At 65.6% G+C, this 22,903-nt stretch carries 13 protein-coding genes; 7 read left to right on the top strand and 6 right to left on the bottom strand.

Annotated elements, in window-relative coordinates; genetic code table 11:
* The first annotated feature begins 169 nt into the window (after positions 1-169).
* Complete coding sequence (locus ASE13_RS03490) at positions 170-8,629, top strand: SdrD B-like domain-containing protein (RefSeq protein WP_156404722.1); 8,460 nt, start codon at positions 170-172, stop codon at positions 8,627-8,629.
* Positions 8,626-12,255 carry a hypothetical protein gene (locus ASE13_RS03495; protein WP_056611497.1) on the top strand — a complete coding sequence of 1,210 codons (3,630 nt, stop codon included), beginning with the start codon at positions 8,626-8,628 and terminating at the stop codon, positions 12,253-12,255. Before ASE13_RS03490 ends, ASE13_RS03495 begins: the two co-directional genes overlap by 4 nt.
* 524 nt (positions 12,256-12,779) lie before the next feature.
* On the opposite strand, the gene ASE13_RS03500 is transcribed toward ASE13_RS03495, so the two are convergent.
* Genes ASE13_RS03500 through ASE13_RS20460 form a run of 3 tightly spaced genes read right to left on the bottom strand, consistent with a single transcriptional unit; the run spans position 12,780 to position 13,720 of the window.
* Entirely contained in the window at positions 12,780-13,280 is a 501-nt protein-coding gene (locus ASE13_RS03500; RefSeq protein ID WP_056614635.1) for a DUF2938 domain-containing protein, read from the bottom strand.
* The gene (locus tag ASE13_RS20125; RefSeq protein WP_200955559.1) at positions 13,273-13,431 is read right to left on the bottom strand and encodes a hypothetical protein; all 159 of its coding nucleotides are present in this window, start codon (positions 13,429-13,431) and stop codon (positions 13,273-13,275) included. The genes ASE13_RS03500 and ASE13_RS20125 overlap by 8 nt, the downstream gene beginning before the upstream one ends.
* A complete protein-coding gene (locus tag ASE13_RS20460) occupies positions 13,421-13,720 on the bottom strand; it encodes a methyltransferase domain-containing protein (RefSeq protein ID WP_200955561.1) in 300 nt (99 codons plus the stop codon). Before ASE13_RS20460 ends, ASE13_RS20125 begins: the two co-directional genes overlap by 11 nt.
* Before the next feature lie 74 nt (positions 13,721-13,794).
* On the opposite strand from ASE13_RS20460, the gene ASE13_RS20220 reads away from it, so the two are divergent.
* A complete protein-coding gene (locus tag ASE13_RS20220) occupies positions 13,795-13,989 on the top strand; it encodes a MerR family DNA-binding transcriptional regulator (RefSeq protein WP_235536827.1) in 195 nt (64 codons plus the stop codon).
* A 38-nt stretch (positions 13,990-14,027) separates the two neighbouring features.
* The gene (locus tag ASE13_RS20225; RefSeq protein WP_235536927.1) at positions 14,028-14,141 is read left to right on the top strand and encodes a hypothetical protein; all 114 of its coding nucleotides are present in this window, start codon (positions 14,028-14,030) and stop codon (positions 14,139-14,141) included.
* A gap of 87 nt (positions 14,142-14,228) precedes the next feature.
* Here the strand turns inward: ASE13_RS20225 and ASE13_RS03505 are convergent, their stop codons facing one another.
* Both ASE13_RS03505 and ASE13_RS03510 read right to left on the bottom strand, forming a co-directional pair.
* The gene (locus tag ASE13_RS03505) at positions 14,229-16,169 is read right to left on the bottom strand and encodes a TonB-dependent siderophore receptor (protein WP_056611500.1); all 1,941 of its coding nucleotides are present in this window, start codon (positions 16,167-16,169) and stop codon (positions 14,229-14,231) included.
* Between the two features lies 1 nt (position 16,170).
* Positions 16,171-18,282 (bottom strand): TonB-dependent siderophore receptor, encoded by a 2,112-nt coding sequence (locus ASE13_RS03510; protein ID WP_056611503.1) that lies wholly within the window; start codon positions 18,280-18,282, stop codon positions 16,171-16,173.
* A gap of 144 nt (positions 18,283-18,426) precedes the next feature.
* Here ASE13_RS03510 and ASE13_RS03515 point away from each other — a divergent pair, with 144 nt between their 5' ends.
* From ASE13_RS03515 to ASE13_RS03525, 3 genes are read left to right on the top strand one after another with little or no spacing between them, the layout of a single operon-like run.
* Entirely contained in the window at positions 18,427-19,131 is a 705-nt protein-coding gene (locus ASE13_RS03515; RefSeq protein WP_056611507.1) for an ABC transporter ATP-binding protein, read from the top strand.
* Complete coding sequence (locus tag ASE13_RS03520) at positions 19,128-20,528, top strand: ABC transporter permease subunit (RefSeq protein WP_056611509.1); 1,401 nt, start codon at positions 19,128-19,130, stop codon at positions 20,526-20,528. Before ASE13_RS03515 ends, ASE13_RS03520 begins: the two co-directional genes overlap by 4 nt.
* A gap of 38 nt (positions 20,529-20,566) precedes the next feature.
* Positions 20,567-21,991 (top strand): ABC transporter permease subunit, encoded by a 1,425-nt coding sequence (locus tag ASE13_RS03525; protein WP_162254662.1) that lies wholly within the window; start codon positions 20,567-20,569, stop codon positions 21,989-21,991.
* A 134-nt stretch (positions 21,992-22,125) separates the two neighbouring features.
* On the opposite strand, the gene ASE13_RS03530 is transcribed toward ASE13_RS03525, so the two are convergent.
* Positions 22,126-22,608 carry a GNAT family N-acetyltransferase gene (locus ASE13_RS03530; protein WP_056611516.1) on the bottom strand — a complete coding sequence of 161 codons (483 nt, stop codon included), beginning with the start codon at positions 22,606-22,608 and terminating at the stop codon, positions 22,126-22,128.
* Positions 22,609-22,903: the final 295 nt, after the last annotated feature.

The following is a 22,903-nucleotide window of genomic DNA, read 5'->3' on the forward strand; positions in this document are numbered from 1 at the left end:
CTTCTACGACCCATACGGGGCCGAGCCGATGGCCGGGCGTCGAAACGCCCGGGCCTGGCTCTCATGAGATTTGTAAATTGATGTAACATCAGTGCTTTAGTAGTAGATCATTAACCTTGGAGGCTCCATTCGTCCCGCGTCGTCTCATCCGAGCCGAACGGGGGATTGCGTGAAGAATCGAATTTCCGCTGCGTTTCGCAGCTGGGCAGTTGTGCGCCAAATTCTGGTGGTGCTCGCGTTGCTGTCGTCGTTGCCGGCGATGGCCGCGGACCTCCAGGTATCCGGCTATAGCTGGCTGCCCGATCCCGTTCCCAACGGTGCCGAGACGCAATTCACCGTGCGCGCCACCAACAATGGTCCGGGCACCGTTTCGGATGCGGTCGTCACCATTGCGGTTTCAAATCGCTTCCGTGTCGATCCGGGCGATTTCCCTGCCTTCTGCGCGCTGAGCGGCGCTGTCGGTTCGCAGACGCTGACCTGCAACCTGTCTTCCTTCGCCGTCGGGGACCGTACCTTCACCTACAACGCCACGGCGATCGCCACCGGCTCGGCGAATACGAGCGCGACGATCTCGAGTGCCACCGCAGGCGACACCAATCCGGCGAACAATACGCTCACGGTCACTCCTGCAGTGCAGAGCGGCGCCGATCTATCCGTCACGAAGGACGATCAGCTCGCATCCAACACCCTCGCTGCCGGCGGCATCATCTCCTATCAGATCATCGTCACGAACGCAGGCCCTGACGCCACCTCGGCGATCCGGCTGACCGACAATCTGCCGCCGGCCACCGACTTCCAATATCAGAGCGCGGGCGGGACCAACTGGAGCTGCTCCAACAGCGGTACCACCGTCACCTGCAACTATAATGGTGCAGCCGCTACCGGCGCCCTGCCGGCAATTACCGTGACCGGGCGAGTCATCCGCCAGTCGAGCGGCACCATTACCAACAACGCCTTCGCCTCATTGACCAACCCGACCGTGCTCGATCCGAACGGCAGCAACAATGCCGCCGCACCCGTGGTGACGACGATTCTGGAGGGAAGCGACCTTCGCGCAGCCAAGTCGATGCCGGCGACGATCGTCGAAGGCACCAGCGCGACGATCGACCTCACTCTCTTCAATGACGGGCCGCAACCGGTCAACGGCGCCACGATCAGCGACACGATCGCCGCGAACTTCACCATAGGAACATTGCCGGGGGGCTGCACCCGAAGCGGCCAGACCGTCACCTGCAATGGCGGCGCGCTCGCGAGCGGCGCCAACCGTGCGTTCGCGATTCCCGTCACGGCCGACAGCGCCACTGCCGGAAACCAGACCAACAGCGCGACCATCGCGCTCCCCGCCGGCTTCGCCGATCCCGATCTGACCAACAACACGGCGACCGCACCCTTCCGCATCGTTACTCCGACCGCGGATCTCAGCGTTTCCAAGAGCAAGACGCCCAACCCCGTCGCTGCAGGCGGCGACATGACGAGCACCATCGCTGTCCGGAACAACGGCCCGTCCGCGCTCAGCTATGCGCCTGGCACGCCGATTCGGATCGCCGACACGGTCTCGGCCGACGAGACCTTCGTCTCGTCCAACGCGGCGTGGAGCTGTGCGCAGGCCGGCAACGTCATCACGTGCGAGACCACGGGCACCGGCACGCTCGCGCTGAACGGCACGCTCAACCTGTCGCTGGTCACTCGCGCGAGCCTCACGGCCAATACGAACCTCAACAACACTGCCTGCACGGGATCGACCGGGGGATCGCTCGCGACTCCCCTCGACACCAACACCACCAACGACTGCAGCGGTGCGGGCGTGCGGGCGACCACCGTCACTACCGATCTGACCGTCGTGAAGGAGGTCTCGCTCGATGCCGCCGGGCCGTGGTCCCAGTCTCCGGCAATCACGGTTCCGGCGTCCGCGACCAGCTTCTACATCCGCCTGCGCGCCAGCAATATCGGCAGTGCGCCCGCGGGCACGGTCACGGTCACCGACAATCTGCCCAACTCGCTCAATACGGGCGGTTATGTGACCGGCTTCGCGCAGATCAGCGCGTCGAGCGGCAATACTTCCTATTCGCCATCGAACGGCCGAATCAGCTGGACGCTGACGAACCTCGGTGCCGGCGCGACCGAGACGGCGATCGTGCGGATCGACAGGCCGGGGAATAGCGGCGCCTACACCAACACCGCGACGATCACCTCGTCGGACACCATCGACAGCGACAACAGCAACAACAGCTCGCAGGCGCTGTACACCGTCGGCCCGCTTGCCGACATGCAGGTGACGGCGAAGTCGATCTCGCCCAATCCGGCGCGCGTCGGCGTGGTCTCGACCTATACGATCAGCGTCCGCAACAACGGCGCCAATCCGGCGGACAATGTGGTCGTCAGCGACACGATCGATCCGAGCCGGTTCGAACTGGTCGGCAATCCCGCCTCCACCAAGGGCGGCAGCAGCTGCACCAAGGACGATGCGACGGGGCTGATCAGCTGCAACATGGGGCAGTTCACGCGCGGCCAGTCGTTCCAGGTCTCGCAACAGGTACGCGCGCGCTTCCCCTTCGGCGGCGCGACTTCGGGCTTCCCGATCAGCCACACCAACACGGCGACGGTCGCCACCAGCACGACCGAAAGCGACGCGACCAACAACAGTGGCGCAGTGACGCACGACGTGACCGCGCCCGGCTACGACCTCGCGGTCACCAAGCAGGAGCCCGGGCCCGAATTCGATCCGCTGCGCTTCGGCGACGAGCTGGTCTATGATGTGCGCGTCTCGAACTTCGGGCCGTCGCGCGCGACCAATGTCGTCATCACCGACGTCCCGCAGCCGCCCGCGGGCTATACGATGACGCTGGCCGGCTTCAGCGTGAACCCTGTCCCGGCGACAGGTGGCTTCACCCTGTATGCTCCGCCTTCGCCGTCCTGCGTCCAGGCCGGCGCAAACGTCGAATGCCGCCTGCACGCGAGCTCGACCGCTGCCAATTATCTCGATGCGCTCAATCAGGTGATCTTCCGGCTGCGCTTCACGCCCGGCGGCCCGGCGCCGACCGGCTCGCTCACCTTCACCGACGAGGCGCAGGTGACTGCGCTCGAGCAGGACAATGTCACGGTCAACCAGGCCGACAGCCAGCTCGCCAACAACAAGGCGGTGCAGACCACCACGGTCCTGCCCTCGGCGGACCTCGAGGTGGTCTCCAAGACCCGGGTGACCGGCTCGCCGGCCAGCATCAACGAGCCGGTCGAATATGCGATCGTCGTCCGCAACAACGGCATCTCGCCGATCGGCCAGGTGCGCGTCACCGACACGCTGCCCGCAGGCTTCGAGCTGACCGGCGCTGCGCCGACGGCGACCGCCGCCGGCACCGCGAGCGTGACCGGGATCGCCTGCGCCGGCACGTCTTCGATCCTCTGCACGGTGGACGGCAGCTTCCCGCCCGATGGCAGCCAGGTGACGATCCGCCTGCGCGCCCGTGCGGCGGCGCCTTATGCCGGCGCGCTGCTTACCGATCAGGTCAACACGGCCTCGATCGCCCCTGGCCTCGACAGCGGCGGCCAGGAACTGGCACGCGATGCGGTGCCGGCGAACAACAGCAAGACCGCCGCCGTCCAGATCGCCCAATCCTCGATCGCCGGTTCGGTGTTCGACGATGCCAATCTCGACAACGCCGTCCAGGCGGGCGAGGGCCTGAACGGAGTGACCGTGGTGCTGAGCGGCACCGACGCGTTCGGCAACGTCGTTGCGCCCCGGACGCTCCTCACCGACGCCAGCGGCAACTTCCTGTTCGACCGCTTGCCCGCGGGCACCTACCAGATCGTCGAGACCCAGCCTGCGGGGCTGCTCGACTCGCGCGAGACCGCGGGAAGCGTCGGCGGCACCGTCAACAACAGCGCGTTCAACAGCAGCGCCGCGAACAACAGCATCACCGCGATCACGCTGCCGGCGAACACCGCCGCCACCGGCTATCTTTTCCAGGAAACCCATTCCGCCTCGATCGAGGGCACGGTCTGGCGTGACGCCAACAACAATGGCGCGATCGACGGCGGCGAGACCGGCGTCGGTCCCGGCGATTTCGCCTCGACGCCACAGATCCGTCTGACCGGCACCGACTATGCCGGCAATGCCGTCAACCTGGACACCACCGTTGACGCCAGCGGCAACTACCGTTTCGCCGATCTCCCGCCGTCGGACGCGACGGGGTACACGGTGACCCAGCTCGTCCAGCCGAACGGACTGTCGGACGGGCTCGACGCCAATGGCGCGGGCAACGTCGTCCCGGGCTCGGCCGGCCGCGCGGCTCCTGAAGACATGCTGGTCGGCGTGCTGGCACCGGGTCAGGCGCTCACCGGGCGCAATTTCGGCGAGATTCCCACCTCCACTTTGTCCGGAATCGTGTTCCTCGATCCCAACGGCAACGCCACGCGCGATGGCGGCGAGAATAGCGGTCTGGCGGGCGCGATCATTCGCCTGACGGGCACCAATGACGTCGGTCAGCCGGTGGATTGCTCGATCACCACCGATGCGACCGGTGGCTACAGCTTCCCCGCCGCGAGTGCGGTGGATCCCGCCTGCCGGGTCCTGCGCCCAGGCACCTATACGGTCACCGAAACGCCGCCGCCGGGCCTCGAGCATAGCGGTGCGTTCATCGGCAGCGCAGGCGGTACCTCGGGCGGCGCGAGCGGCCCGAACACGCCGGCACCTGGCCAGGCGAACACCAGCGTGAGCGGCGTAGTGATCGCCGCGGGCACGACCGCCACGCGCTACGATTTCGGCGCCACCGGCCGGGGGCTGGGCGGCTATGTCTATCTCGACCGCAACGGCAACGGCACGCGGGACGCGGGCGAGGTCGGCATCGCCGGCGTCACCGTCACGCTGTCGGGCAACACGGCCGGCGGACAGGATGTCTGCGCGCTGATCGGCTGCACCGCGACGACCGATGCCGCGGGTAACTATCTGCTCGTGAACGTGCCTGGCTCATCAGCCGCTGGTTATACGCTCACCGAGCAGGCACAGGCGAGCGCGCCGCTTGCCGTCTATGCGGACGGAACAGACGCCGCGGGCCAGGTCAACGGCGCCGTCCGCGGTATCGCCGGCAATGACAGCATCACCGGCATCACCCTCGGCGCAGGTGAGCTCGGCATCAACTACGCCTTTGGTGAGCGTGCAGGCTCGCTCGCCGGCAGCGCCTATATCGATGCCAATGACGACGGCGTGCGTCAGCCGGGCGAAACTGCCCTTGCCGGCATCACCGTCACGCTCTCGGGCACGACCGCCGCCAGCCAGGACATCTGTGCCGCACGCGCGGCACTCGATCCGGCGCTCGCCTGCACGGCGACGACCGCAGCCGATGGCAGCTACCGCTTCGACGATCTCCCTGCCGGCAGCTACACGCTCGTCGAGAGCCAGCCGAGCGCCTATGCCGACGGCCGCGAGAGCGCGGGCACGCCGGGCGGCGCGGTGAACAACGGCAGCTTCGGTAGCGGCACGGCCGAGAACCGGATTGCCAATGTAACCCTCGGCAACGGCACCGCCGGAACCGGCTATGACTTCGGCGAACGCGCGATCGTCATCTCGGGCCGCGTCTTCAAGGATCCCGAACGCGACGGCTCCGATGCCGGCGGCGAGCCCGCCATCCCGGGCGTGACGATCACTCTGCGCCAGGGCGGTACGGTAGTGGCGACCACCACCACCGGCCCGGACGGCAGCTATCGCTTCGAGAATCTTCCGGCAGGCAGCTACACGGTCGAGGAGACGCAGCCCGCGGGCTATGGTTCGTCGACTCCCGACAGCCGCGCGATCAACGTCACGGCGGGCAACAACCAGACGATCGACTTCGGCGAGACGGTGTCGACGCTGGCCGGTTCGGTGTTCGTCGACTCGGACAATGACGCGGTGCGCCAGCCCGGCGAGCGCGGCATCGAAGGGGTCGTCGTGCGCCTCACCGGCACCACCGCCGGCGGCACGCCGGTCGACCGGACCGCGACCACCGATGCGAGCGGCGCCTACAAGTTCGACGATCTGCTCGCCGGCACCTACGCGCTTGCCGAAACCCAGCCGGTCGGCTTTGGCGACGGCAAGGACGCCGCCGGCAGCGCGGGCGGCACGGTTGCGAACGACAACATCTCGGCGATCGCCCTGCCGACCGGTACCGATGCAACCGGCTATGTCTTCGGCGAGCAGGGCCAGGCGCAGGGTGGCGTCGTCTATGTCGACACCAACCTGAACGGCGTGCAGGATACCGGCGAACCCGGCATCCCCGGCGTCGGCGTCGAGCTTCAGAAGCCGGACGGCACCGTCGTCAAGACCGTGACCACGGGGCCGGACGGCAGCTACAACTTCACCGACATCGAGGCGGGCGACTATGTCGTCGTCGAGCAGCAGCCGCTCGGCTATGGCGATGCCGAGGAGCATCGGAGCAATCGTGCGCCGCTGACTGTCGGTGTCGGATCCCCCGTCACCCCGATCAACTTCGGCGAGCGGGTCGGTTCGCTGGCGGGCGGGGTGTATAACGACACCAACGGCAATGGTCGCCGCGACGCGGACGAGCCGGCGATCCCCGGCGTCACCGTGACGCTCACCGGCAGCGACGCGCGCGGCAATTCGCTGACGCTCACCGCCGTTTCGGGGGATGACGGAAGCTATCTGTTCACCGGCGTTCCCGGCGGAACCTATAATGTCGTCGAGACGCAGCCCGCTGGCTATGACGACGGCGTCGATGTGCCCGGCACTGCCGGCGGCAGCGCCTCGGGCGACACGATCAGCGCAGTCGCGCTGGGCGCCGCGCAGGACGCCACCGGCTATCTGTTCAGCGAGCGTGGCGCAGGCGCCCGCATCGCCGGACGGGTCTGGCTCGACCGCGATCATGATCGCGCGCTCGACTCCGGCGAGCCGGTCTATGCCGACTGGATCGTCGAGCTCCGCCTCGGCGACTCGCTGATCGGCACCACCCGCACGGGTGCCGACGGAGCCTATGCCTTCACCGGCGTCGCGCCGGGGGCTGGTTATCAGGTGCTGTTCCGCAACCCGGCGAACAACGCGATGTACGGCAGCGCGCGGCCGAACGAGACCGGCGCGTCGATCACCGACGGCGTCGTCTCGCCTTCGAACCCGGCGGGCGCACGTACCGAGGATGGCACGCTCTCGGAACTCAAGCTCACTCCCGGTGCGGACGTGCAGCAGCAGTCGCTGCCGCTCGACCCCTCGGGCGTGGTCTACGACTCGGTGCGCCGCGTGGTGGTGCCCGGCGCCACCGTGCGGATCACCGGCCCGGCCGGGTTCGATCCGGCGCAGCACCTGCTCGGCGGTACGACCAACGTCGCCCAGGTGACGGGCGAAGACGGCATGTACCAGTATCTGCTGCTGCCGGGTGCGCCGGCCGGCACCTACACGCTTGCGGTCACCCCGCCGAACGGCAGCTACAATCCGGTGCAACCGTCGAGCATCATTCCGCCCTGCGCAGGTCCGCTCGTCGTCGGGCCGACGCCCGATCCCCTGCTGGTCTCGGCCTATGACGGCGCACCGCCGACTTCGGCCCTCGCGAGCTGCACCACGGGGGGGCAGACCACGGCCTATTATCTGAGCTTCACGCTCACTCCGGGGTCCTCGGCCAACGTCCTCAACAACAACCTGCCGATCGACCCGATCCTCGAAGGCGCCATCATCGTCACCAAGACGACGCCGATGGTGAATGTCAGCCGTGGCGGTCTCGTGCCGTATACGATCACCGCCCGGAACACGCTCGCAGGGGCGATCACCGGCATCACCATCACCGACCGGACGCCGGCGGGCTTCCGCTACCGCGAAGGCAGCGCGACGATCAACGGCAAGCCCGTCGAGCCGCTGCAGGCCGGGCGCCTGCTCAGCTGGCCCGGGCAGAGCTTCACGGCGGGCGAGGAGAAGGCGCTCAAGCTGGTGCTCACCGTGGGTGCCGGCGTGGGCGAGGGAGAGCACGTCAACCAGGCATTCGCAGTCAATGCGCTTGTCGGGGCGACCGTCTCGAACGTGGCGGATGCGGCGGTGCGGATCATTCCCGATCCGGACTTCGACTGCACCGACATCCTCGGCAAGGTCTTCGACGACCGGAACATGAACGGCACGCAGGACGAGGGCGAACCCGGTCTTCCCGGCGTGCGGCTCGCCACGGTCAATGGCCTGCTCATCACCACCGATGCCGAGGGCCGCTATCACGTCACCTGCCCGATGATCCCCAACGAGGACCGCGGCTCGAACTTCATCCTGAAGCTCGACACCCGCACGCTGCCGACCGGTTACCGGATGACCACGGTCAATCCCGAGACGGTTCGCCTGACGCGCGGCAAGTTCGCCAAGCTGAACTTCGGCGCGTCGCTGGGCCGGGTCGTGCGCGTCGATGTCAACGCGGAGGTCTTCGACGGCGACAAGGTCGCACCGTCCTTCCTGCCGAAGGTCGACGCCCTCATCGCCACGCTCGCGGAGAAGCCCTCGGTCCTGCGGCTCGCTTATGGCGCCTCCGGAGAAGACGCATCGCTGATCCGCCGGCGCGCCGCCGCGCTCCGCAGAACGATCGAGGAGAAGTGGCGAGAGAAGGACGGCCGCTACCGGCTGATCATCGAGGAGGAGACCAGTGTCCGCAGCGGCACCGCGAAGGGAGACGTGCAATGAACCGCCTGACCCTGCGCATCGCCGTTGCGCTCGGCGCCGGCATCTCCAGCCTGGCGCTCGGTACCGCGCTGGCCCAGACGGCGGAGCCGTCGGACCATTGCGGGTCGACCGAACGGCCTTGCGGGCCGCTGGTCGACGACAGCGGTGAGGACACGCGTGGCGTGGCCCCCAATCTCGAGCGCGGGTCGGCCGAAGGAGCGTTCCGCGTCACCGTCGACGGGCAAGGCGACAGCGCCACGCCGGCCGATGTCCAGCGCCAGACGGACGTCGCGCTCGCCGGTGACCGGATCGACGTCCAGGTCACCACGCTCGAGGCGAAGCCGCTGCTGAGCCTGGTCCCGTCGACACCCGTGGTTGCGCCCGGAGACGTGGTGCAGTTCCACCTGCTCGCCAACTACACGGCGTTCATCGCGCGCGCCGAGCTGCGCGTCTTCGGAGCGGGCGACAGCATCGAAGGCACGCCGCTGACGGTGGTGCCGGTCATCTTCGGATCGCCGGCAAGCTGGAAGGCGGACGCGCCGGCGGGCACCCAGTTGCGGGTGGTCCTGCGCGTTTACGACGCGAAGGGCCGGTTCGACGAAACGGCGCCGCAGGCGCTGTCCGTGTCCGCCGCCCGGCCCGACGGGCTGCGCGACGTCCGGCAAGGTCCCGTGTTCGACAATCAGCGTACCATCGCCAACATTCCGGTCTCCGGCAGCGAAGTGACCGTCAGCGGTTCGGTCGAGCAGCAGGGCACGCGCGTGCGCGTATTCGGGACGCCGGTCGCCGTCGACCGCCAGCTGCGCTTCGTCACCCAGCAGATCGTGCCGGCCGATACGAAATCGGTGCCGGTACGCATCGAGCCGGTGACCGGCGAGGCGCGCGAGCACAGCCGCGAACTCAATCTGCCAAAGGACGATCAGTTCTTCGTCGGCATCGTCGATCTCACCGCGGGCCATCGCAGCTTCGATGCCGCCAAGCTCGATCTCCAGGGCGTCGATACCGCCGATCCTCGCAAGGACTTCGTCGATGGCCGGATGGCCTTCTATTATAAGGGCCAGCTGTCGCAGACCTGGCGCCTGACTGCCTCGGCGGACACCGGCGAGCACCCGCTGTCCGATCTGTTCGACGGGTTCCTCAAGAAGGATTCGCGGTCTTTCCTGCGCCGGCTCGATCCGGACCTGCACTATCCGGTCTATGGCGACGATTCGACCACGGTCGAGGACGCGCCGACCTATGGGCGCTTCTATGCCCGGGTCGAGAGCCCGAACATCATCGCGATGTGGGGCAACTTCCAGACCACGCTTCCCGGAACCGAGCTGATCCGGTACCAGCGCGGCCTGTACGGTGCCAATTTCGGCTTCCGTCCGTCAGCCGTCACCAGCTTTGGCGAGCGCAAGACCGAAATCACCGGCTTCGCGGCGGATCCGGGCACGGTCGGCGCGCGCGAGGACTTCGCCTCGACCGGCGGCTCGGTCTATTATTTCCGCAATCGCGATCTCGCCCAGGGGTCGGAGCGGCTCTTCGTCGAAGTCCGCGACCGCGATTCCGGCCTCGTCCTCGAACGTCGCGAGCTGGTGCCCGGTCGCGATTATGAAGCGAACTATATCCAGGGCCGCGTGCTGCTGCGCGAGGCGCTGCCGATCACTGCTGACACCAGCATGTTCGTTCGTGACGCCTCGCTCGCCGGGAATCCCGTCTGGCTGGTCGCCACCTACGAATATGTGCCCGGGCTGACCCGCCCCGACGCATTGACTGTCGGCGGACGTGCCCAGCAATGGTTCGGAGACCTGCTCCGCGTCGGCGTCACCGGCTATCATCAGGGGCAGGATCAGGCCGAGCAGGACCTGTACGGCGCCGATGTGTTGCTGCGTTACAAGCCGGGCACCTATCTGCGCGGCGAGTTCGCCCAGTCCGACGGAGCGGGGAGCGGTGCGTCCTTCTCGTCGACCGGAGGCTACGACTTTACCCAGCTAACCACCGCGCCTCGCAAATCCGACGCGCTGATGGTCGAAGGAGCGGCGGACATCGCCGAGGTCCTGGGGAGCGGTGAGGGGCGTATCGCGGCCTATTGGCGCAGCCGCGAGGCCGGTTTTTCCGGCCCCGGCGAAGTCAATTTCGGCGAAAGCCTCGATCAGTTCGGCGGCAGCGCCGATGTGGCGATCGCCGGCGGCACGCGCTTCAAGGCCAAGGCCGACATCACCGATGGCCGGGTTACCGACCGGCAGGCGATCGAGGCGGGAGTGACCCATCAAACGACCAACGGCGTGTTCGGCAGTGTCGGCGTGCGCTCCGACAAGCAGGAAGGACAGGCTACTGCCTATTCGCCTTATCCCGCCGCACCGGGCTTCCAGGGCACGCGCACCGATATCGCTGCGAGCATCGGTTACCGCCGCACGCCGACCCCGGTTGTGGCGGAGCAGGGGCAGGCGGAGCGGACGAGCGGCATGCCCTGGGCGCTTTCGGTGTTCGGCCAGAAGACCGTCGACCGCGACGGCGGGCGCCTCGAGAACGATCGGGTCGGCGTCGCCGGCGAGTTGCAGCCGACCAGCCGCCTGACTCTCGCAGGCGAGGTGTCCGACGGCGATCTCGGGACCGGCGCCAATGTGAAGGCGAACTATGCGACCGGCGAGCGCGGGTCGCTCTATCTCGCCTATGCGCTGGCGGCGGAGAATCCCGACGCGTTCACCACCGGCAGGCTCGGCCGCCTGACCGCGGGCGCGCGGCGCCGGGTGGGCAGCAGCACCAATGTCTTTGCCGAGGGACGCTACGAGCATGGCAGTGGGCCGACCGGCTTCACCCAGGCGTATGGCGCGGACTTCACGCCGATCCCGGGCTGGACCTTCGGCCTTCGCTATGAGACCGGTTCGCTCGCCGATGCGCTCGGCGGACGGATCGATCGCGAGGTCGTCGGCGGCACCGCGGATTATGGTGGGCAGCGGCTGCGCTGGTCGACCGCGATCGAATATCGCACCGACGGCAGCGATAATTACGGCGACCGCACCAGCTGGGCGACGCGCAACCAGGTCACCTTCCGGGCGACCGATGCGCTGCGGCTCTTCGCAAAGGCCAACGTCTCGCTATCGGACGGGGGACTCGGCAGCGATCATTCGCTCGACGCCGACTATTATGAGCTGGTGGCGGCGGCCGCCTATCGGCCGACCGATGACGACCGGCTCAATCTGCTGGCGAAATACACCTATCTCGCCGACGAGCCTTCGCCGGCGCAGGTCGACCAGCTCGGCCTCAACCTCGATTACGCCCAACGCAGCCATATCGCGGCGATCGACGGGACGTATCAGCTGACGCCGCGCCTCGCGCTCGGTGGCAAGTTCGCTTACCGCGTCGGCGAGCTGCGTACGTCGCGCGACGCGAACGCACCCTGGTTCGACAGCCATGCGACCTTCTGGGCGGTGCGCGCGGACTATCGCGTCGTCGGCAAATGGGACCTCCTCGCCGAGGCGCGCCAGCTCTCCAGCCGGGAGGCGGGGGATTCCCGTCTCGGTGCGCTGGTCGGCGTCTACCGCCACGTCGGCGATCACGTGAAGCTGGGCGTCGGCTACAACTTCACCGATTATTCCGACGATCTGTCGGACCTGAGCTACGATGAGCGCGGCTTCTTCGTGAATCTGATCGGCAAGTTCTGACGCCTCCCCAAGCCCCCCAGGCAAAGCTCGGGTCGCACGGCCGCCGAGTTAAGAGTCGGCGGCGGTTTCGTTCATCCCGCGCAGCGGACAACGTTAAGGAGACATGCGTGGGGGGCGGTTGGAACTTCGTCGAGTTGTTGGCTCTGAGGAACGAGAAGCGGAGAAGCTGGTCGGTAGATGGGGTGCCGCCACGGCTCGCGTACTTCAACACGATTGCGGCCGGCGAGGAACGTTCCGTTGACGAAGCCAGCTCCGAGAACCGCCTTCACGCATCTCGACGCCACGCAGGTTTTACCGCTTGCCTCCGAAGGGTGGCCACAGACTTCGATTCGAAGTCAGCCACTTCCAGCCGTTGCAATGTTCTCCCTCGGTTGTCACGGCGCCTGGACCAAGCTTGCGGAACGATCGGCAGTTCGTCCCAACGCGGCATCAGCGCGCTCGGCAGCCCTCAAGATACTGGTCCATATGGCTCCGTCATAGCCTCATTGGCTGTCTCAGACGCGCCATAAATTCGAGTGTGACTCTCAAGGCGCCCAGGGCTCAAGAACCAGCCCAGAGAAATAGAGCCCCAGTCCGAAAACGGTGTGGGTGATCAAACTGCGGACCCGCGCGACGCCCGGCCGGGGCGACTTGCTCGATGCGACTCCCATCCCCATCGCAGGCTGCAGGAGGACGAAAGGGGCCGCTACGCTTCCGATGCCGACCATCAGCGCCGGGCCAAGCGTGGGATTGCGCACCCACTCTGATCCCCAGATCACCAGCAAGATGCCTGCGAAGACGATGCCCGTGAGATAATGAGCCGTCCACCCGATCAGCCGCTCGCCTCGGATCATCTCGGCGGCAGCGATCGAATCGTGCCGGAATTGCCCACGCGGCCAATAGCCAATCCAGCGCCCGACCAATCCGAAATCGAGCGGCTGGATACCAAGAAGCCGCTTCAGGAATACGCCCCAGAGGTCCATCACCGCAGTCGCTCCGATGCCGATGGCGGCGGCGTACAGCAGATACTTTCCAAACTCATGCACCACGTAACTGCTCCGGCAAAGCCTCAGCCCGAGCTGAAATCAGCCAGCAGGCGGCGGTGAAACGGATCTCGCCGCCGCTCTCGTAGCGGTTGAATGCCGAGCGGACCGCCTCCACCACTTTCGTCCGCATCCGCTCATCTTCAGCGGACAAGGCGCGGCCGACCGGGCCCCGGCCTTGTGATACGCGAACCCTCCCACGAAGCAGCCGCTTTTGCCGCGGCGAGCATCGGTCCCGACACATCGATCCCGACGCAATTCGCCCGTGGCCCAACGGCTCGCGTGATCGCCAGTGTCGTGCTGCCGGTGCCGCAGCCGATATCGAGAATGCTGTCGCCGCCGAACGCCGCCGCCTCCTCGACGCGCAGCTCTTCGAGTCCCCTGACATCCGATCGAGCAAGTCTTGCTGATCGACCCGGGTCTCTCCGGCAACCCCGTCCCACAAGGCCGATTGTTCGTCGTGGTTTGCTGTCTCAGGATCCATCGCCGATCTCCTTTTGCTTGCGAGTCGCTTCGCATGAGAGCATGCTGCCACTTCAAGTCGACTTTAGGTCAAGAGGTGAAAGGTCCGGACATTTCGGAGGTCGCGCAGCGATCGGGCGTGCCCGCCTCGGCCTTGCGATACTATGAGGAGAAAGGCCTCATCACCTCGACCGGCGGTGCGGTATCCTGGGGCTGTTCGACCCGAACCTGCTCGAGCGCCTGCCGCTGATCGCCCTAGGACGAGCAGCTGGCTTCTCCATCGACGAGATCGCCAAGATCTTCGGAGCCGACGGCCCCCTGCGCATCGATCGGAAGATGCTGCGTGAAAAGGCCGACGAGCTGGATGGCACGATCCGCAGGCAACGGAGCGATCAGACCTGAACGGCGAAGGATTGGGTCGGCCTGAACCGCACGAACCAGCAGCCTGAATCGGGAGCGCATGTACAATGCTCGAACCAAGGCTGGCGATCAGAAGTCGGCGGCGAGGAAAAGATTGATCCTTCGCTTGTCCATCAGGCCATAGGTATTGCTGCCCAGGATCTTGTAGGCGTAGCTGTCGGTGACGTTCTGCAGCTGGACGCGCAGGGTCGCGGGCGACTTGCCGATCTTGAACTGATAGCGCGCGCCGAGATCCAGCAGCACATAGGGGTCGACCGAGACGAGATTGTCGCGGGACGACACCCGCCGCCCCGTGTACGACAGCGCCGCATCGATCGAAAAACCGGCCAGGAAAGGCAGGCTGTAGTTTGCGTTGCCGCGCAGGATCGTCGACGGCTGGCCAAGCGGCCTGCGCCCGACGCGGCCGAGGTCCACCGCCGGTCCCGTGACACGCGGCTCCATCAGCACCGCGCCCGCCACCAGGTTCAGATTGGAGGTGGGATTGCCGGCAAGGCTGAGTTCGACCCCGCGATGCCTGACATCGCCCAGCGTCGTGAAGACGTTGCGCTCGTCGGTGTTGAAGTAAGGTTTGCGGACATCGAACACGCCCGCGACCAAGGTCATGCGGGGAAGGGCCGCCCAACGCAGCCCGGCGTCCGCCTGGCGGGTGCGGATGGCGGGAAGCGCCTGGTTGCGATTGGCGGCGCTGTTGGGCGCGAGCCCGCTTTCTTCCAGGCCGCGCGTATAGCTGCCATAGAGCGCCAGCGTGCTCGAAAGATAGACTGCGCCCGAGGCGCTCAGCAGCCAGGGCCGGTCCCGTGTCGTCGTGTCCAGCGGCGTTCCCGGAAGATCGACCGTCTTGCTGTAATCGGCGCGCTGGGCGCCGAGGCTCAGCTCGCCGACATTCTTCCATCGGCCTTCGTAAGCGATGCCGATGGTGGTCTGGCTGACGTGATCCGAGGTGAGTTCCCCGAACGCAAAGGAGCGGGGATAAGGGATGCGCCGGGCCTGGCCGAGCTGCGTGGCGCCCACCGCGATGGGATCGGCCTCTCCTCCATAGCGGCTGTCGACGCTGCGCGCCCGCACCGAAACGTGGACAGTGTGGAGCCGGGGCCCATCGGTAAAGCTGCGGCTGACTCGCAGCTCGCCGCTCGTCGATGCATAGCGCTGGCCCGGGTCGGCGGTTACTTCGCCGATCGTGCCTCCCTCGGGCGTCGTCTGGAGGAAATCCTGCGCGTAATTTTGGCCGGTGTCATAGGTGGATCGGAAGACGCCGCCCGTCACTGCCCAATTGTTGCCGATGCGCGACTTGACGATCACTCCGGTGTTGACGCTCTGCGTGTCCTTGGCAGCCCAGCTCTGGCCAAAATAATGGCGGCGCGCCACCTGGGGCGGCACATGGGAGCCGCCCATGATGAGGGTGGGCGTGACTTCCTCGTTCTTGCCGACGGTAGTCGACCAGAAAGGAATGATCTCCAAGGCGTCCGAGGGACGCCAGCGCGGTATGATCGCGGCTTCGAAATAGGTGGCGTCGGCACCGTCGAAATATTCGTCGTGTGAGATTGACACGCCGCCCGCCAGTCCCAGGTGAGCGCCGACCGGAAGCTGTCCATCCAGTTCCAGCGACCGCGATGCGTAGCCAAAGCTGCCCGCGACGACGCTCACCAAGGCGCGATCGCCGACCGGCCTCGGGGAATAGTCGACGATGCCGGTCGGCGCCGGAAACGGATAGCCCCGGGCCGCCAAGCCGACCCTGACGGTCGATCCGGAGATGAGGCGCTGCGAAAACGACCCCTGTCGATCGAGGTAGACGCCATCGAGCCGGACATTGCCGGCGCTGACGGGCGAAAACCCCCGTACCGAACTGGCGCTGTATAATCCGATGCTCTCATTGCCGATCGAAGTGCCGAAAGCATCCTCGGCGGCCGTCACCGCATTGTCGCTCGCGCGCTGCGCAAATGCCGAAGCCGGCACCCCGACAAACGTGCAGACGGCCGCCAGCCGGCGGATCGAAACGGCTCGCAACCGCATCTCAGAACCGCACGCTTGCGGACAATGTGATTTCCCTCGGCCGCCCGACCTCCAAGCCGCCGGCATAGAAGACGCTGCTGTAGTAATAGCGGTTGAGCAGGTTCTTGCCGATGAGGCGAAAGGCAACCGGGGTCCCGCCGAGCGCGGTTTCATATCGGAGGCCGCCATCCACCAGCGCATAGCCGTCGACGAAGCCGCTGTTCTGCGCATCGACCGGACGGTTCGAGAGGAACCGAACGGCGCCGTTCAGCGTGAGGCCCGCTGCGCCCGGGATGGCGTAGTCGGCGGACAAGCCGCCCTGCCACTTCGGTACGCCCTCCGTCCGCTTGCCGACTATCGTCGGATCGATCACGTTCCGAAGGCTCGTGTCCAGATAGGCGAGCTGCGCCGACAATGTCATGCCGCGTGTCGGGCGACCGTTCACCGTCACCTCCACGCCCCGATGGCGGAAATCGCCGTCGACGACGAAGTAGTTGGCGGAGTTGACGAACCCGGCCTGCTTTTCGATCTGGAAAATCGCCAGGCCCAAATTGAAGGCAGTGCCCAAATCGGCCTTGGCGCCTAGCTCATATTGCGTCGAGCGGATCGGTCCTGACCGGGTGCCGGCATTATTGGTGGTATTCGGCGCATACGCGCCGGTCTCGAGGCCGCGCGCATAATTTGCATAGAGCGTGAGATCACGCCGGGGCTTGAGTACAACGCCAACGGTGGGGACGAAGGCAGCTTCGTCGTACGCAGTCGTTGTCTGCGTTGCGCGATACCAGATGTAACGCCCGCCCAGCATGATCTGTACGGCCTCGGCAAGCGTGACGATATCGCTCGCGAACACCGAACTTTCCCGGGTGCGGCCCGAATAATCCCTTCTCGGCAACGGTGAGAGATCAAAGACCGGAGGCTGCGCCGGATTGAGGACATTGCCGACCGAGATGTCCTCGAGCGGCGCCATCGAGCTGTCGACAAAGACGGCCGGCCACCGGTTGGCTTGGACCTTGTGCGACGCCCCGACGAACATTTCGTGTCCGATGCCGCCCGCCTGAAACTTGCCTGACAGATAGGCTTGCGCCGACGTGACCCGAAAGCGGGCCGACGGGTCGAAGAACAGGTCGGCACGGCCGATCCTCCCGTCCGGCTGAATATCGAAATAGTCGGTGAAGGCGCCCAGGCGCGTATTCTGCGATCGGTTGGCCTGGATGATGCCGGTCCAGCCGTCCGCGACCTTCGCCTCGAAGCGGGCGTCCAGATTGTAGGCCTTGGTTGTGTAGCGATACCAGGAGGGCGCCAGCAGATCCCGCCGGTCGACGCGCGGTGGCGTGATATAACTGGCCGGGTCGAGCGGATTGGCTCTGCCGGACTGGTCGGCACGCAGCAGCGGATCGGCGACAAGCTCCTTCCACTGATAGTCCCCACTCAGCTGCAGCAGCATCGTGTCGCTGAGACGAATATCCACGGCCGCGCTCGCGAAGGCCCGCTCCTGATCGCGCGCGTGGCCGAAGTCGCCGTCCTTTTCATAGGCGGCGTTGACGCGAATTCCGACACTGCCGTCCTGCAGGGCGGTGCTGGCGTCGACGGCGCCATAGCGCCCCTGCAATGTGGTCAGCTCGGCGGTGGCGGTGAGAAACCGCTCGCGGCTGGGACGCTTGACGACGTAGTTGATCGTCCCGCCCGGCGAGTTGAAGCCATAAAGAAACCCCGAAGGCCCCTTCAGGACGTCGATCCGCTCGACATTTTCAAAGGGGACGTCCTGATAGGGGGCGAGCGACAGTCCATCGCGGCGCAGCGTGTTGACGAAATCGATCGCGAAGCCGCGCAGCCTCAGATTGTCGTAGTTTCCGCCCGTGGATGCAGCTTGCACGGACGGGTCTGCCTTGAGCACATCGAGCAAGGTGCGCGACGCATGATTGGCGATCTCCGCTGCATCATAGCTCTCGATCGACAATGGCACGTCCAGCGGACTTTTGGCGCCGAATGCGCCGACATTCACCTCGAGCGCGGCGTTGAGCGGCTTCCCGGTGACGATGATCTCATCGCCATCCGCTTCACGGTCCGGCGCGACCGACGCCTCCTGGCCCATGGCGGGCAGTGAGAGGAACGCCGCCGAGACACCGAGGCCCATTACGAACGGACGACAATTTAGAGGAATATACATGCTGCTCCCGCCCTGAATCGGGAGGCTTGATATGAGATATGCTATATCATATCAAGCCTCCCGTGGAGCGGATCGGAGCGGTGCCGATTCCCCACTTTGAGGGGTTACGGAATGCTCGAGGCTTTGGAAGTTTCGAAGGTTTTTGCCGGCAATCGCGCGCTCGACGCTGTCAGCCTGCGCGTCGATCCCGGCGAGATCTATTGCCTGCTCGGCGCGAACGGCGCCGGCAAGACGACGCTCGTCAACCTGTTCCTCGATTTCCTCGAGCCCACATCGGGAGAGGTCAGGATCAACGGCCGCTCGGTTGCGGAGCACCCGACCGAGTGCAAGCGCGATGTCGCCTATATCCCTGAGACCGTCATGCTCTACGGCGTGCTGTCCGGCTACGAGAACCTCAAATATTTTGCATCGCTGGCAACCGGCGAACGCCACGCGCGCGAAACGCTCATCGGGTTGCTCAAGGAAGCGGGCCTCGATCCTGCCGCCGCCGACCGCCGGGTCTCGACTTATTCCAAGGGCATGCGGCAGAAGGTCGGCATCGCCATAGCGCTCGCAAAGAATGCGAAAGCTTTGCTGCTCGACGAGCCGACGTCGGGGCTCGATCCGAGCGCCGCCAATGAATTCGGACGCCTGATGAAACAGGCGAGCGAGCGCGGCGTCGCCGTGCTGACGACCACGCACGACCTGTTCCATGCCAAGCAGACCGGCACCCGCATCGGTATCATGAAGCAGGGCCATCTGGTCGAAAGCCTGAGCAGCGAGGACATCTCGCACAGCGATCTCGAAGCGCTTTACCTGAGGCACATGAGCGCATGAGAGGGGTCGTCCTGATTGCCGCGCGAGACTTCCGCGAGGTCGTGCGCGATGGCCGCCTGCTGCGGACGGGCGGGCTGATCGTGGTGCTGCTGCTCACGGCGCTCGCGGTGGGCTGGCAACGCCAGGCGGTGCTGCAGGCCGAACGCGTGACTGCCCAGGCGCTCGACTATGACGACTGGGTCGCCCAGCCTGCGCGGCATCCGCACGATGCGGCCGAGCAGGGCATGCATGTCTTCAAGCCCGAGCCGCCGCTGTCGATCATCGATCCCGGGATCGAGCCCTATGTCGGATCGACATTGTGGCTCCAGGCGCATCGGCAGAGCGAGACGAAATTCTCGCCGGCGCAGGATGCGACTGGCCTGCAGCGCTTCGGCACGCTTTCAGGCGCCTGGGTGCTGCAGGTGCTGGGGCCTCTGCTCGTCATCATCCTCGGCTTCAACGCCTTCGCCGGCGAGCGCGAGCATGGAACGCTCCGGCAGGTGATGAGCCTGGGGGTCTCGGCGCGATCGTTGTTGGCTGGCAAGGCGCTGGCACTCGCCGGGTCGATCGCGATCCTGTTGCTGCCGGCCGGTGCGATCGGCGCCGCCGCCGCACTGATCCAATCGGAACCCTCGCGACTGGCCGACACGATCGCGCGCCTGGTGAGCCTCGCGCTCGGCTATGCGGTCTATGTCGGTATATGGATATTCGTCGTACTGGCGGTTTCGGCGCGAATCCGGACCTCGCGAATGGCGCTGATCGCCTTGCTGGGGATCTGGATCGCCAGCGCCGTGCTCCTGCCCCGCGCGATCTCCGATCTCTCGGACGTATCCTTCCCTTCGCCGTCGCGGACCGAGTTCAACCGGGCGCTGGACCAGGATCTCGACAAGGCTCAGCGCCGGGTCTGGCGCGAGGAGTTCGGCGTCAACAGCGCCTGGAGCCCGGATCTGCCGCTCAACAAATGGGGCGCCGCGCTCGCGAAGAACGATCAAGCCGGCTATGGCGTCTTCGATCGACATTTCGGCGCGCTATGGGATAATTTCGAGCGCCAACGGCATGCGCAGGAATTGTCGGGGTTCGTCGCGCCGACACTGGCGCTGCGGTCGTTTTCGATGGCGATGGCGGGCACCGATTTCGCCCAGCACCGGAATTTCGCCACTGCAGCCGAGCGTCATCGCCGCAAGATTCAGGACATGGTGAGCGCCGATCTCGTCGCGCACGACGATCCGCTCGGCAACCAGCATTTCGCCTACAAGGCCGACAAGAGCTTCTGGGCCAAGGTGCCGAAGTTCGAATATCGAATGGCTGGTATCGGCTTCGCCTGGCGCGCTGGTTGGCTCAGTGCCGCGGTGTTGTTCGTGACGCTCCTGCTGGCCGCCGCTGCCGCGCTCCTCCTGACCCCGCGCAGGCCACTTTGATCATGGCTCCTCCCCAGAAATCCACCTTAGTGCTCATCATGCGGCATGAGCTGCGCGTGATGATCGCGGACCGAACGCTTCCGGTCATCGCCGCGCTGTTCGCAGTCCTGCTGCTCTACGGCTTCTTTACCGGGCTCCACGAAACCCGACAGCGAGAAGGGGTGGTGCGATCGCTCGTCGCAGCCCAGGCCAAGACGAACGCGGACAACGTCGCGCTATGGCGCAGGGTGATGACGCGGCAGCAACCGCCGGAGCGCTTCGCCAACCCGGTGGATCCCTCCATGATCGGCGGCAGCATGGGCGCTCAATATGCGATCCTTCCAACACGGGCGCTGTCCCCCGTAGCGGCCGGGCAATCGGATATGCTCGCCGACTATTATCAGGTAACGTTCGGGAGCCGCGCGAAATTCCTGGAAGCGGGTGAGATCGAAAGTCCGTGGAAGCTCTTGAGCGGCCAGTTCGATCTTGCCTTCGTGCTGGTCTACATGTTCCCGCTGTTCATCTTTGCGATCAGCTTCAACATGCTCTCGGTCGAACGCGACCAGGGCACGCTCCGGATGCTGCTCTCGCAGCCGCTGACGTTGCCGCGTTTGGTGCTGGCGAAGACTCTGGTGCGCGCGGGCGTCATCATCGGCTTGGCAGTGCCCGTACCGGCGCTCGCGCTGCTCATCACGCGCCACGCAGTCCTGGACGGCGCGGCGCTCGGCGTTCTCGTCCTCTGGACGGCGCTGGTCATCGCCTACGGACTGTTCTGGTTCGCGCTGAGCGCGCTTATCAACTCGCTCGGGCGGGCATCGGCAACCAATGCGCTGCTGCTAATCGCTACCTGGGTTCTCCTCGTGCTGGTGGTGCCGGTGGTCCTGAACCTCGCCGTATCCAGCGTGCATCCGGCACCCTCGCGGACCGACCTCGCCACCCAGACCCGCCTCGTCACCGCCGACGGACTCAGCCGCTACCAAAATCTGTTCAGCCAGGAATATGTCGATCGGCCCGAAATGCTCTTGCCCGAGAACGGCCATCTGGAGGTGGCGCCGCGTATGCGCGCTTTCTACCTGATGGATGAATTCGTCGACCAGCGGCTGACCGAGTTGCTGTCGCGGTTCGATCGCCAGCTTGCTGCACAGCAGGCGCTGGTCGATCGGTTCAGCTTCATCTCGCCCGCGATCGTCGCCAACGAGGGGATGGCCTCGCTCGCCGGTAACGGGACACGGCGCTACGAGCAGTTCAAGCAGCAGGTCATCGGCTACCATGAACGCTGGAGAGACTATTTCGTGCCGCGGGTCCGGAACGGGATCGCCATCGTCGAGGTCGATTTTGCGCATTTCCCGCGCTGGTCGTGGCAGGAAGAGAACGCTGCCGCAGTGCGGACCGATGCATTGATCAAGATCGCACAGCTTCTGGCGGTTGCCGCAATTATGGGGCTGCTCGCGGCATGGCGGTTCAGACGAAGGCAGTCGGTTTGATGCGAACCTGAAATCGGGAGTCAGGCCCTCTCAAGTTCTTCCGGCAGGCGTGCGCCTTGACGAGCGTGGCGTCCCACATATCTGCTCAGCCCGGCGCTTGGAGCGAACCTCGTCCGAGTGCCACTTGGCTCGTCTCACAGCTCCCGGAACATCATCACCGAATCGACGTCGCCTAGCGTGGGATGGCGGAAGCCGCCCGGCACCCGGCCGATGATCTCGAAGCCCAGCGATTGCCACAGGTGCATGGCGGGCGCATTGGTCGAGACGACGAAGTTGAACTGCATCGCACGGAAGCCCTGCGCCTTCGCGGTCTCCATCGAATGCCGGCAGAGCGACCGGCCGACGCCACGCCCGCCCGCGTCCTGCGCGACCATATAACCCGTATTCGCGATATGGGCGCCACCGCCCGGATAGTTGGCTCGCAGGAAATAGGCCCCGAGCAGCCTGCCATCCTCTTCCGCCACGAAAGCCTGGCGATCGGATGCGGTCCAATATGCCCAGGCCGCTTCTTCGTTCATCCCGCGATCGAGCGCCCAGGTTTCGCCGGCGCGGATCACGGGCTCAAGGATGGTCCACAGCTGCGGGCGGTCTGCGGGAGTGACGGCACGAATTTGCATGGGACGGCCATTAACGTCCGCGCGACAGCCGGTCGATATCCTCTCGAGGGCAGTCCGGGTCGCGTCGGTTGAGCCGGAATTGCAGATTGCTGGTTCCTTCAGTCTGAAAAGGCATGTGCCGTTCACATAAGTATTTAATAAATATTAAAGAAGATAATATTCGATATTAACCTTCTCGATCATAGAATTAGCGCGGTTCGTTGACACAGAGCATTTAATATGCCACCGTAATGAACTACAAATGGCGAAATCAACGAGCGATGTTCGAAGATTTTACCAGAGAAAAGTATGAATT

It is taken from the genome of Sphingomonas sp. Root241 (genome assembly GCF_001428865.1).
Taxonomy (GTDB): domain Bacteria; phylum Pseudomonadota; class Alphaproteobacteria; order Sphingomonadales; family Sphingomonadaceae; genus Sphingomonas.